The sequence below is a fragment of the Campylobacter sp. BCW_6465 genome (genome assembly GCF_001762815.1).
Lineage (GTDB): Bacteria > Campylobacterota > Campylobacteria > Campylobacterales > Campylobacteraceae > Campylobacter_D > Campylobacter_D jejuni.
Window position 1 is genome coordinate 247,104 of sequence record NZ_MJXN01000112.1, and the last position, 12,175, is coordinate 259,278.

Annotated in this window: 10 protein-coding genes and 2 pseudogenes; 5 read left to right on the forward strand and 7 right to left on the reverse strand. The window is 30.9% G+C overall.

What is annotated here, in order from left to right; all coding sequences use genetic code 11:
- The first annotated feature begins 166 nt into the window (after positions 1-166).
- Positions 167-1,439 (forward strand): annotated as a pseudogene (locus AJ886_RS10975) (MFS transporter).
- Positions 1,436-2,437 (forward strand): sugar phosphate isomerase/epimerase family protein, encoded by a 1,002-nt coding sequence (locus AJ886_RS09420; protein ID WP_070287605.1) that lies wholly within the window; start codon positions 1,436-1,438, stop codon positions 2,435-2,437. Before AJ886_RS10975 ends, AJ886_RS09420 begins: the two are co-directional and overlap by 4 nt.
- On the opposite strand, the gene AJ886_RS09425 is transcribed toward AJ886_RS09420, so the two are convergent.
- The 7 genes and pseudogenes from AJ886_RS09425 to AJ886_RS09455 form a co-directional block, all read right to left on the reverse strand.
- The gene (locus AJ886_RS09425; RefSeq protein ID WP_002882614.1) at positions 2,430-3,290 is read right to left on the reverse strand and encodes a VirK family antimicrobial peptide resistance protein; all 861 of its coding nucleotides are present in this window, start codon (positions 3,288-3,290) and stop codon (positions 2,430-2,432) included. The genes AJ886_RS09420 and AJ886_RS09425 overlap by 8 nt on opposite strands.
- Positions 3,283-4,389, reverse strand: coding sequence for an RIP metalloprotease RseP (gene rseP / locus AJ886_RS09430; RefSeq protein WP_070287606.1), 1,107 nt, complete (start codon positions 4,387-4,389; stop codon positions 3,283-3,285). The genes AJ886_RS09425 and rseP overlap by 8 nt, the downstream gene beginning before the upstream one ends.
- The gene (gene pgsA / locus AJ886_RS09435) at positions 4,386-4,922 is read right to left on the reverse strand and encodes a CDP-diacylglycerol--glycerol-3-phosphate 3-phosphatidyltransferase (protein ID WP_070286345.1); all 537 of its coding nucleotides are present in this window, start codon (positions 4,920-4,922) and stop codon (positions 4,386-4,388) included. The genes rseP and pgsA overlap by 4 nt, the downstream gene beginning before the upstream one ends.
- A 124-nt stretch (positions 4,923-5,046) precedes the next feature.
- Positions 5,047-5,652, reverse strand: coding sequence for an NAD(P)H-dependent oxidoreductase (locus AJ886_RS09440; protein WP_002861791.1), 606 nt, complete (start codon positions 5,650-5,652; stop codon positions 5,047-5,049).
- Positions 5,652-6,272: an NAD(P)H-dependent oxidoreductase gene (locus AJ886_RS09445; protein WP_002880780.1), complete on the reverse strand. Its 621-nt coding sequence runs from the start codon at positions 6,270-6,272 to the stop codon at positions 5,652-5,654. Before AJ886_RS09445 ends, AJ886_RS09440 begins: the two co-directional genes overlap by 1 nt.
- Before the next feature lie 63 nt (positions 6,273-6,335).
- Positions 6,336-6,760, reverse strand: a pseudogene (locus tag AJ886_RS09450) (GNAT family N-acetyltransferase).
- Between the two features lie 11 nt (positions 6,761-6,771).
- Positions 6,772-7,860, reverse strand: coding sequence for a CinA family protein (locus AJ886_RS09455; protein ID WP_070286344.1), 1,089 nt, complete (start codon positions 7,858-7,860; stop codon positions 6,772-6,774).
- Positions 7,861-7,958: 98 nt separating this feature from the next.
- On the opposite strand from AJ886_RS09455, the gene ileS reads away from it, so the two are divergent.
- The 3 genes from ileS to gatA are packed head-to-tail and all read left to right on the forward strand — an operon-like array spanning position 7,959 to position 12,174.
- Entirely contained in the window at positions 7,959-10,706 is a 2,748-nt protein-coding gene (gene ileS, locus AJ886_RS09460; protein ID WP_070286343.1) for an isoleucine--tRNA ligase, read from the forward strand.
- Complete coding sequence (locus tag AJ886_RS09465) at positions 10,706-10,816, forward strand: hypothetical protein (protein ID WP_002880777.1); 111 nt, start codon at positions 10,706-10,708, stop codon at positions 10,814-10,816. The genes ileS and AJ886_RS09465 overlap by 1 nt, the downstream gene beginning before the upstream one ends.
- Positions 10,813-12,174 carry an Asp-tRNA(Asn)/Glu-tRNA(Gln) amidotransferase subunit GatA gene (gene gatA, locus AJ886_RS09470; protein WP_070286342.1) on the forward strand — a complete coding sequence of 454 codons (1,362 nt, stop codon included), beginning with the start codon at positions 10,813-10,815 and terminating at the stop codon, positions 12,172-12,174. Before AJ886_RS09465 ends, gatA begins: the two co-directional genes overlap by 4 nt.
- Position 12,175: the final 1 nt, after the last annotated feature.

Here is a 12,175-nt window from a genome sequence, read left to right on the forward strand (position 1 = left end):
TAAAGCAAGACTAAATTATATCAAAATATACTTAATTTATACTTCAATAAGTGTTGTAACTTTTTGTAATTATCTGTTTATAATTTAAAGGTGAAATTTTAACCTTTTATCTTAATCCGTGATATAATTAATTTAAGTTGCGAATTGTTAAAAAAGGAGGGTGGATATGAATAGTACGAAACCTATTCGTTGGTTTACTTTTATCGTTTTAGTTATTGGCGGAGGAACTGTTTTTAAACTTTCCTCTTTAAAAGATGCCTTTTATGTGCCTATGCAAGAATTTATGAATCTTAGCAATACACAAATTGGACTCGCGCTCTCAGTTTATGGCATAGTGCAAACGGTGGGAAATTTTGCATCCATTTATATAGCAGATAGATTTTCTAAAAAAATACTCATTCCTTTTTCATTGGTTTGTGTGGGTTTGGTTGGAATTTATATTTCTACTTTTCCTTCTTTTTATGGAATTTTAATAGCTTGAGGTTTGCTTTCTTTATTTGGAGAAGTTGTGTATTGGCCTGTTTTGCTTAAAGCCATTCGCTTGCTTGGAGATTCTACTCAACAAGGAAGACTTTTTGGATTTTTAGAAGCAGGACGTGGTGTTATAGATACTATAGTTGCTTTTAGTGCTTTGGGAATTTTTTACTTTTAGGGTCTGGCGCAGGTGGACTTAAGGCTGCTATATTATTTTATAGCGCTTGTGTGATTATAGCAGGTATTTTGGCATATTTTCTACTTGAAGATGACAAAATTAATACCCAAGATGAGCAAGGAAATGAAATCAGTAAAAACAAAGCCGCTTGGAATGGAGTTATCAAAGCGATTAAAACTCCTGAAATTTGGGTGGTATCTTTGACCATTTTTACTATTTATTCTGTGTATTGTGGTTTGACTTATTTTATTCCATTTTTAAAAGATATTTATGGTATGCCTGTGGCTTTGGTCGGTGCTTATGGTATTATCAATCAATATACTTTAAAATTAGTAGGTGGGCCAATTGGGGGATATTTAGCAGATAAAACCTTTAAATCTTCAACAAGATATTTGCGTTTTGCTTTGATTTTAGGAGCCTTGGCCATATTAATTTTTGTTTTTATGCCTCATGAGAAATTAAATATTTATTTTGGTATGAGTTTAACCTTAGGTTTTGCCGCTCTTATTTTTACTATGCGTGCGACATTTTTTGCACCTGTGGATGAGATAGAAGTACCTAGAGAAATTAGTGGAGCTGCTATGAGTATAGCTTGTATTTTTGGTTATTCTCCACAACTTTTTTGTTTTGCGCTTTATGGTTTTATGATGATCGTTTTAAAGGTTTATTAGGCTATCAAATTGTTTTTGCGTTAATGGGGATTTTTGCTATTTGTGGTGTGATTGTAACTACGATTTTACTTAAGATGATAGCTAGAAAAAAAGCATTAAAAGGAGTGGTATCATGAAAATAGGTTTAGAAACTGAAAGCATGCATTTATGGTTTCAAAATGGCAGGATGGATATATTTTCTTATATCGATTTTGCTAAAAATTTGAGCTGTGAGGGTGTGATTATAAATATCATTAAAGATTTTGGTTTGGATGAAGAATGGGGATGCTTAGGAAGCGATGACGAAAATCATCTTAAAAAAATTAAAGCCAAATTGGATGAATACAATATGTATTGTGAGATTGACTCTAAGGGTTTTAATAGGGATAAATTTGAAAAAATTGCTAAAGTAGCTTCTATTTTAGGCGCTAAAATTATACGCTCTTATGTGCCCTTAACCGATAAAAATAAAAAGGTTAAACATGCTAGCGATGGGGCTTATGATGATTCTAAAATTACTACTAGATTCGATAAAGAAGATTTTTTAGCTACAAAGGATGAAATAAAAGCTTTGATACCGATTTTGGAAAAATATGATTTAAAACTTGCTATAGAAAATCATGAGTATCAAACTTCAGAGGATTTGCTTGATTTGTTGAAATTGATCAATCATCCTAAAATAGGATTTTTATATGATTTTGGAAATTCTATGATGGCCTATGAAGATCCTATAAAAGCTTGCAAAGACATGGCTAAATATACTTTTAGCACGCATTGTAAGGATCATATAGTTTTCATTGAAGAGGATGTAGAATATGTTTGCGGCGTTCCTTTGAGAGAAGGAAATTTAGACATTAAAACTTGTGTAGAAATTCTTAAAAAAGAAGGACTTGACCGTGTTAATGTAGAGCAATGTTATCCTTATTGTGCGACTTTTAAAAGAGAAAAAGGAACAGGCGGGGTTAAAGAATTAGGTAAAGGGGCTTTTAAGATAGAAAAATTTTTGTTTGAAGATTTAAAAGCTATGCAGTATTATTATCCTCAAGAAGTATCTCAAGAATGCTTAGAGAGGCTTTTAAAACTTCAAAAAAAAGGTTGTGAGAAAAGTGTAGAATATTTAAAAAGTATTATTTAGATAAAATTTGGAATAAATTTTGTTTAATATTTTCAAGCATGGCAAAACGTTTTTTATACATGGAGCGTTTTTGTGAAGGGATTTCTTCTAGGTTTTTTTGCGAGTGGTGGAGCTTGTAGTATTTGTGTTTATCGATTTTTATTAATTCTCCACCATTTTCTAGCCAAATTTTTTGATAATCTACAAAATAGCCTTTTTCTTTTCCTTTTTGAGAACGGATTTGATTTTTTTCATGTACACCTAAAGTAGCTTGAAGTTTTAAAATTTCACAAAGCATCTTAGAGCATTCTATAAGTAAAGCAACAGGGCGCAAACCATGACATTTTTTAGTTAAAATTTTATTAATTTCTAAAATATTAAAATCTTTGTATTTATATCCTTGTATGCAAGAAAGTAGAAGATTATTTTCTAAAGTAAAGCAAAAATTACATTGTGAAATAGTGTATTTTTTAAATTTTAAAGAAAAAGCCCAAAAACCTTCTTCGTAAACATTATGGTTATATCCTAAAAAAAGCTCAAAATCTTCATCAAAAGAAAAAATCATTTGTTCTTCGGGAAGAAATTTAAAACAAGTAAGTCCCTTATCAACATCATAAATAAGTGTTTTAACGCGTTCATTTGCTTTAAAACTTTTATCGCAAAATCTTCTTATAGCATTGTAGCAAGCATAGGGTCTTTGAGAGAAAAAGTCTTTTAAATGTTTATTTTTTTCTTCATTAAGCGTTTTTTCTAGAAGCCTTACTTGAGGAAAATATAGAATTTTTCTTGCTTGAAAACGTAAATAGCGCCAAAAGATGATACTTTTTCTTCTATCAGTAAAATTTGGAATAGGGTAGGAAAATTTTTTATTCACCTGCAATCCTTGATATATCGTTATAAGTTGCAAAGAGCATCAAGCTTAAAAGTATTGCCATGCCTGCATAACTTAGATATTCAAAAGCACGCTGTGGAACCTTGCGTCTAAAAATCATTTCATAAATATTAAAAAGTATATGTCCTCCATCAAGCATAGGAATAGGCAAAAGATTTAAAATGCCTAAATTTATAGAAATTAAAGCAGTGATAAATAAAAGTAAAGTAAAGCTATTTTGTGCAGCCTTTGAGGTAATTTCAGTCATGGTGATAATACCACCTAAATTTTTTGCTTCAACTTCACCACTTATGAGTTTTACTATACCCTTGATGATGAGTGTAGAAGCTTGAAAACTTTCTTGTGCGGCATATTTAAAACTTTCTAAACCTTGATGTTTTACAAGAGTGCTTGTACCATTTGGACCGATTCCAAGTTGAGGTTTTTCAATAATTTGCCCAAAGTCATTATATCCTTGTCCTATTTTTGGAGTTAAAATAAATTCTAAATTTTTTCCTTCTCTATTGATTAATATTTTCAAAGGCTCTAAACTTAAATGTTTTGAAATTTCATCAAAGCTTTGAATTTTTACACCGTTGATTTCTAAGATAGTATCATTTTTTTGAAGTCCTATGTCTTGTGCAGCAGAGTTTGGCGCTATGTTTCCTATTTGTGGAGCAAGTTTTTCTAAGCCTAAATTTCCTATGATAATATAAAGAAAAAAAGCTAAAATCAGGTTGAAAAATGGTCCAGCGAAAAGAATATAAATCTTTTTTAAGGGGCTTAAAATGCTATAGCTATCTTTGTCTAGATTTTCAAAACCAGGACGCATATCATCTTGTCCTTTAAGTTTAACATATCCTCCAAGTGGTAAAGTGCTTAAGCGATAGTTTGTGCCTTTAAATTCACGCTCTATAAGACTTTTTCCAAATCCTATACTAAAAACTTCAACTTTTACACCCAAAGATCTTGCAGCCAAAAAATGTCCTAATTCGTGAAAGAAAATTAAAAATGAGATGACTAAAACAGTTGCTAAAAATTCAATAGAATAAAATTTAATTCCCAAAATCAAAATAACAATTAAAAATAATAAAGATCTCATTTTTCTCCTTTTTTTTGAGCTTTTATATAAGTATAGATGTATTCAAATCCAGAATAAAGAGTTAAAATCAAAGCTATGTAAAGTAGAATTTCTCCGCCTATCCACTCCATGATTAAAAATCCTATCGCAGTCATTTGAAAAGCGGTTTTAAGTTTGCCTGCAAAAGAAGCATTGACATTTAAATTTTCACTGATCATTACAACTCTAAAACCCGTGATAAAAAATTCCCTTACTAGTATAATATAAATTACCCATTCATTAGCTTTTCCTGTAAGCAAAAGCCCTAAAAAAGCTGCTAAAACAAGCATTTTATCGGCTAATGGATCTAAGATTCCGCCCAGTTTTGTAGTTTGTTTCCAAGTTCTTGCAATGTATCCATCAAAAAAATCACTCAAAGCTGCTAATGAAAAAGTTAAAGTAGCAAAATAGTTAATCCAACTTTGATGAATATTTTCAAAATGATGAATTAATAAAAAAAATAGCAAAGGCGCTAAAACCATTCTAAAAACCGCCAAGATATTGGGTAAATTCATAACAAGCCTTGTGAAATTAAATGTAAAATTATAATCAAAATTGTATAAAATTTAAGCAAAGACTTAGTAAAAATACAAAAAAGAATCAGTTTATTTTTATTTAAATTTTGCTTTTAAGCAAAATTTAAATAAATTTTACAACTTCATCAAAACTAAAACGATTTTTTTGAGGATTTTTTTCATCGTTGCAATATCCTAAAGCCACCACCAAACTTGATCTTTCTTTTTGAATATCAAGTGATAAATAAGAATCAAGCTTTTCTTTATCAAAACCACCTATAGTACAACTTGCTATATTTAAAGCATTAGCACTATAAATTATGCTAGCTAGAGCTATATGAGCTTGTTCTCTTGCATAAGATATTTTTTGTTCTTGATTTAGAGATTTTAAAAAAGGCATATAAGTATCTAAGCGTTTTTGAATTTCTGTTTCACTCATATCTCTTTTTCTAAGTTTTTCTTCAAAATAATCTAAAAAATCAAGTCTTGAAATGATGATAATTAATACAGCGCAATCTTTTACATGTTTTTGTTGGTTGCAAATTTTAGAAAGCTCTTCTTTTCTTTTCTCATCTTGCACTACTATAAATTTCCAAGGTTCCAGTCCTAAGGAACTGGGACTTAATCTTGCTATTTCTAAAATAGAATTTAAATCCTCTTTTTTGAGTTTTTCATTTTTAAAATTTCTACAAGAATATCTTGTGCTAAAAATTTCAAGTTCTTTTTTCATTATTTTTCCTTGTAAAATTCGACGACTTCATTAAAATTTAAGCGTTGAGTAGAATATTTTGGTTCGTGGGCTTTATATCCTAAGGATAAAATTACAGCAGTTTCAAAAGGATAAGTTAAATGAAGAAAATCATCAACCTTAGTTTTTTCAAAGCCACCTATCATACAAGAATCAATACCTAAGCTCATTGCAGCTAGCGACATTTGCATCATAGCAAGATAGCATTGAAGTTGTGCGTAATGATAGAGTTCATCATCATTCATTGCATTGGTTTTATGGGTGTAAATTTCTAAAATTTTTTGAAAATTTTCTTCGCTAGAACCTGAGAAACGACGCACTTGTTTTTGTGCAAATTCATCTTTGCTTTGAAGATCTTTTCTTGCTAGAAAAATAATATTATGACTCGCACTTGCTACATTTTGTTGATTGTAACATAGGGTTGAGAGTTTAAGATTGTGTTCTTTTTGTTCTAATACTACAAATTTCCAAGGCTCAAATCCATGTGAGCTCGGGGCTAAGACTCCACTTTCTAAGATACAATGCAAATCCTTTTCATTGATTTTTTTATCATTAAAAAGTTTACAAGCTCTGCGTTTTGAAATTAGTTCTTTAAAATTCATTTTATTCCTTAAAATCAAAAATAATAATATTAATTATAAAATGCAAAGCTTAATCAAAAAATATTATAGTTTGATATTTTTCTTAAAAACAAAACCGGATTTTTCAAAACCCATTTTTTGGATATAAAATTCATGAGCTTGTGTTCTAAAAAAACTTGAACTTAGTTCTAATTCTTCATATCCTTGATCTTTTGCCCAAATTTGGATTTTTTTCAAAAAGCTTGACCTATACCTTTTCCTCTTAAAGTTTCATCTACGACAAAATCACAAATATAAAGACAATGATTATGATAAAGTAGATTAAAGGGCATGACTCCACAAGCTGCTTTGTAGCTTCCCTCATTTTCATAGGCAAAAAGTTTATAATGTTGAGTTTGTGTAGCAAGTTGGAATTTGTCTAAAAAAACTTTCAAAGATAGATTGTTTCTTAATTGTTTTATCAAGGGATAAATTTTTTCCAAGTCTTCTTTTAGCTTAATTTCTTTCATTTTTAAATCCTTTAAATTTCAAAAATTTCAGGTTTTAATTTTAAAAGCAAGCAAAAAGATGCTAAAACGGCTTGTTCTTGCATAAATTCACGATCCCCATCTAAATAAAGAGTTTCTTGGACAAAAGTTCCATCTCTAAACATTGCACCTATATAAATAGTGCCTGATTTTATTTTTCCCTCATCTTTTTCGCCAACTACTCCGCTAATAGCTAAGGCAAAATCAGGATTAGCTGTTTTAAAAATACCTTTTAGCATAAAATAAACACAACGTTCACTGTATTCGCCATTATTTTCTAAGACGCTTTCGCTAATTCCAAGCCATTCGTGTTTGATGCGGTTGGAATAACTTACAATAGATCCTTCAAAAATTTCACTTACACCTGAAATTTTGGTTAAGGTGCTTGCACAAAGTCCGCCTGTGCAACTTTCAGCAAAAGAAATTTTTAATTTTTTTTCTAAAAGTTTAGAGCTTATAAAATGTATAGGATCTTTACCTAAAAATACTTTTTGTCCAAAAAGATTTTTTACGCTATTTAAAAAACCATCAAGTTTTCCAAAATTAGCGCAAGTGGCCTTAATAAGCACAAGATTATCTAAAAGCTTGGTTGATTTTATACTTATCTCATAAGATTTTGTTAGGGTTTGCAGTAGTAATATAGCGCTTTCATCATCCATGCCAAAAATGCAAAAATATGCAAAATTTAATTTTATATGCCCAAGAAGATCAGGTAATTTTCCGCTTGGATTTATTTTAACGACATTAATTTTTGAATTTGAAAAATTACATACAAAGCTATTTTTACTAAATTCTGCTTTATCTGGAACCAAGGTATCATCTTTTAAGATAAGATTATCATCATTTAAAGTTGCTAAAATTTTAGCAACAGTCGCATAATGCAAAGGGCTTGTAAATAAAGTGATAAAATCATACTGATTTAAGAGATTTTCAAGCAAAAAGGGTAAATCTTTATCGGTTTTATTTTGTATGCGAATTTCGTTAATTTCTTTAAATTTTTCTTCATAAGTTCTATAAATATAATTTTTGAATTTTTCGTTTATAGTAAGCTCATCTCCTATAAGATAAAGCAAATGTTTCATAAATTTTCCTTTTTTTCTTATAATTATAGCCAAAAACAAAGTAGAAATTAAAGCTAATTTGAGTAGAATTTAAGATTATTAAAAATTAGGTGGAAAAAATGGACTACAAAGAAACTCTACTTTTGCCCAGCACTACTTTTGCTATGCGGGCGAATTTAGCGGAACTTGAACCGCAAAGATTTAAAAAATGGTTTGAGCAAAATTATGCTTATGAAAAAATGAAAGAAAATCGCAAAAATGCGAAAAAAAGTTTTACCTTGCACGATGGCCCCCCTTATGCTAACGGACATATTCATATAGGACATGCTTTAAATAAAATTTTAAAAGAAACTATTATCAAAACGCATTATTTTAAAGGTGAGAGTGTGCGTTTTACTCCAGGGTGGGATTGTCATGGTTTACCTATAGAACAACAAGTAGAAGTAAAGCTTGGAGAAAAGAAAAAAAGCTTAAGCAAGAAAGAAATTCGTGAGTTTTGCAGACAACATGCGAGTGAATTTGTAGATATCCAAAGAGAAGAATTTAAAAATTTAGGCATTATTGCGGATTGGGATAAGCCTTATTTGACTATGAAATTTGAGTTTGAAGCAGCGATTTATAGAACTTTATGTGAGATTGCTAAAAAAGGCTTACTTTGTGAGCGTTCTAAACCTGTTTTTTGGAGTTGGGCGGCAAAGTCAGCTTTAGCGGAAGCTGAAGTAGAGTATCAAGATAAAGAAGATTATTCTATCTTTGTGGCTTTTGATTTAGATGTAAAAGCTTGCGAAAAATTAGGCGTTTCAAAAGCAAGCGCAGTGATATGGACAACTACGCCTTGGACTTTGGTGGCTAATCAAGCTATAGCCTTAAATCCTAACGAAAATTATGTGATCACTAAAGAAGGTTTGATTTTTGCAAGTGCTTTGCTTAAAAGCATGGTAGAAAAAGGACTTACAAGTGGAGAAATTCAAAAAGAACTCAACGCAAAAGAATTTGAAAAACTTGAAGCTATCAATCCTTTAAATGGAAGAAAATCTGTTTTAATTATGGGCGAGCATGTATTGATGGATGGTGGAAGTGGACTTGTACATACTGCACCAGGACATGGCGAAGATGATTACTATGCTTGTTTGAAATACGGTATTGAAGTTTTAATGCCTGTTGATGATAGTGGATGTTATGATGAAACTTTAAGAGCTAAAGGGCTTTTGCCTTCTCATTTGCTTGAAGAGTTTATAGGTCTTCATATTTTTAAGGCCAATGAAAAAATTTTAGAACTTTTAGGCGAAAAACTTTTACATTCTTCTAAATTTATACACTCTTATCCATTTTGTTGGAGAACGCATAAGCCTGTGATTTATAGAGCTACTAAACAATGGTTTATTTTAATGGATGAACCAAAACTTCAAGGAAAAACTTTAAGAGAGTGTGCAAAAGAACAACTTTTAAAAACAACCTTTTATCCGCAAAGTGGGGTAAAAAGAATAGGTTCTATGGTGGAAAATCGCCCAGATTGGTGTATTTCAAGACAAAGGGACTGGGGAACGCCTATAGCCTTTTTTAGAGATAAAAACACTAAAGAAGTGATTTTTGATGATGAACTTTTTGACTTTGTAGCAGCTATTTTTGAAAAACACGGTGCTGATGCGTGGTGGGAGTTTGAAATCAAAGATTTAATTCCTACAAATTCAAAATACAAAGCTGAAAATTTAGAAAAAGTATATGATATTTTAGATGTTTGGTTTGATAGCGGAAGTACTTTTAATGCAGTTTTAAATAGCGGACTTTATGACGCAGGAGAAAAAAGAGCAAGTATGTATTTAGAAGGAAGCGATCAGCATCGGGGTTGGTTTCAAAGCTCTTTGCTTGTAGGTACAGCGATCAATGAAAGCGCACCTTATGAAAGCATTTTAACTCATGGTTTTACCACCGATGAAAAAGGGCAAAAAATGTCTAAATCTAAAGGCAACGTGATCGCTCCTGAATATGTAGCAAAAACCTATGGAGTTGAAATTTTAAGACTTTGGATACTTTTAAGTGATTATTCAAGTGATTTAAAAATTTCAGACAATATCTTAAAACAAGTGGGCGAACAATACCGCAAAATAAGAAACACTATAAGATTTTTACTTGCTAATACCAATGATTTAAAAGATTTAGAAGTTAAAGAATTTAGTTTTATTGATAAATGGATATTAAGTCGTGCAACCAAAGTTTTTAAAGCAAGTAAAGAAGCATTTTTTGCTTATGAATTTGCTAAAGGTTTTAGTTTGCTTTTAAATTTTTTAAGTGCGGATTTAAGTGGGATTTATCTTGATATCAGTAAAGATAGGCTTTATTGCGATAGTGAAAATGCCCAAAGAAGAAAATCTGCTCAAGTGGCTATGGCTTTGATAGCAAAAGAACTTTTAAATTTACTTGCTCCAAATTTAAGCTATAGTGTAGATGAGGCTTTAGAACATGCTAATGTTTTAATCAAAGGCGATGCAAAAGATGTATTTGATTTGAGTTTAACTCAGGATTTTGATTATGATTTTGGTATAGATGATACATTTTTAATGAGTGCTAGAGAGAAATTTTTTGAACAAATTGATATGCTTAAAAAAGATAAAATCATTAAATCCACCTTGGAATTAAATTTAAACATTAGTTTTAATAAATTCCCAAATGAGGAATTAGCCGATTGGTTTATGGTAAGTCAAATCAGTAATGAAAATGAAGAAATTTTGGCTGAATTTGAAGTAGAGAATGAGAAATTTAAAATCACCAAAGCTTCACTTTGTAAATGCCCAAGATGTTGGAAACTTCAAAGTAAAGATGAAGAAACACCTTGTTTAAGATGTGAAGAAGTTTTAAAAGGGGTTTAATGTTAGAAAATCCTATTCCAAATAGTATTATCATTGCAACTATAGCGGTGGTTTTGGCTTTTAGTGCTTTAGCAGTATTTTTGATCAAAAAAACAAAGGAAAATAAATGATAACTTTAAAAGAAGCTTTAAAATACTCCAAAGAAGAACTTGAAAATTTAAAAAAAGAACTCAATGAAAAAGCAAAAAAAGAAAAAAAAATAGGTGCTTATATCGAACAATTTTTAGATAAGGACTTAAGTGTTTCAGGTGAAGGTGTGCCTGTAGCTATAAAAGATAATATCAGTGTAAAGGGCTGGGAGCTTACTAGTGCGAGTAAGATTTTACAAGGTTATATCGCTCCTTATGATGCAAGTGCGATTGTTAATTTAAAGGCTAACGGTTTTTCTCCTTTTGGGCGTTGCAATATGGATGAATTTGCTATGGGAAGTTCAACAGCGAGTTCTTGTTATGGAAAAACTTTAAATCCTTTAAATTTTGAGCGTGTTCCAGGTGGGTCAAGTGGTGGAAGTGCTGCTGCGGTAGCGGGTGGCTTGGCTTTAGCAAGTTTAGGTTCTGATACAGGTGGATCTGTGCGCCAACCTGCGGCTTTTTGTGGTTGTGTAGGATTTAAACCGAGTTATGGAAGAGTAAGTCGCTATGGTTTGGCTTCTTATTCTTCAAGTTTGGATCAAATCGGAGTTTTAACGCAAAATGTAGAAGATGCGGCAATTTTATATGATGCGATCGCAGGATATGATAAAATGGATAGCACGAGTGCAAATATCGAGTTTATCAAAACCGCTTCAAATTTAAATGCAAATAAAAAATTAAAAATCGCAGTGATTGAAAATTATGTCAATGATGCAGATAGCGAAGTAAAAAACGCACTTTTAAAAACCATAGATATGTTAAAAGCTAATGGACATGAGATTGTATATAAAAATTTGCTTGATTCTAAGTTTGATATCGCAGCGTATTATATCATCGCAACAGCTGAAGCAAGTGCAAATTTAAGTCGTTATGATGGGGTGCGTTATGGCAAGCGTTCTGAAAATATCCAAAATTTAAAAGAAATGTATGTAAATACACGCAGCGAAGGTTTTGGCGAAGAAGTAAAAAGAAGAATTTTGTTAGGAACTTTTGTTTTAAGTAGTGGATATTATGATGCGTATTATATCAAAGCACAAAAAGCTAGAGCTTTTATCAAGGCAAAATATGAAGAAATTTTGCAAGATTGTGATCTTATTTTTATGCCTGTAACTCCTACAACGGCTTTTAAATTTGATACTCAAAAAAGCCCTATACAAACTTATTTAGAAGATGTTTATACTATCTCTGTAAATTTAGCAGGACTTGGAGGTATTAGTGTGCCTGTTGCAAAAGATAAAGAAGGGCTTAATATATCAGCACAGCTGATTTGCAAAGCTTATGATGAACAAACCTTGTTAGATGGGGCTTTAAGTTTAGAACAAATGATTAAAAATTAAG

Bases quoted from the DNA above. Each gene is read 5' to 3' on its own strand.
- AJ886_RS09420 (WP_070287605.1), top strand. From the start codon at position 1,436: ATGAAAATAGGTTTAGAAACTGAAAGCATGCATTTATGGTTTCAAAAT.
- pgsA (WP_070286345.1), bottom strand. From the start codon at position 4,922: ATGAATTTACCCAATATCTTGGCGGTTTTTAGAATGGTTTTAGCGCCT.
- gatA (WP_070286342.1), top strand. From the start codon at position 10,813: ATGATAACTTTAAAAGAAGCTTTAAAATACTCCAAAGAAGAACTTGAA.
- AJ886_RS09455 (WP_070286344.1), bottom strand. From the start codon at position 7,860: ATGAAACATTTGCTTTATCTTATAGGAGATGAGCTTACTATAAACGAA.
- AJ886_RS09445 (WP_002880780.1), bottom strand. From the start codon at position 6,272: ATGAATTTTAAAGAACTAATTTCAAAACGCAGAGCTTGTAAACTTTTT.
- ileS (WP_070286343.1), top strand. From the start codon at position 7,959: ATGGACTACAAAGAAACTCTACTTTTGCCCAGCACTACTTTTGCTATG.
- AJ886_RS09440 (WP_002861791.1), bottom strand. From the start codon at position 5,652: ATGAAAAAAGAACTTGAAATTTTTAGCACAAGATATTCTTGTAGAAAT.
- rseP (WP_070287606.1), bottom strand. From the start codon at position 4,389: ATGAGATCTTTATTATTTTTAATTGTTATTTTGATTTTGGGAATTAAA.
- AJ886_RS09465 (WP_002880777.1), top strand. From the start codon at position 10,706: ATGTTAGAAAATCCTATTCCAAATAGTATTATCATTGCAACTATAGCG.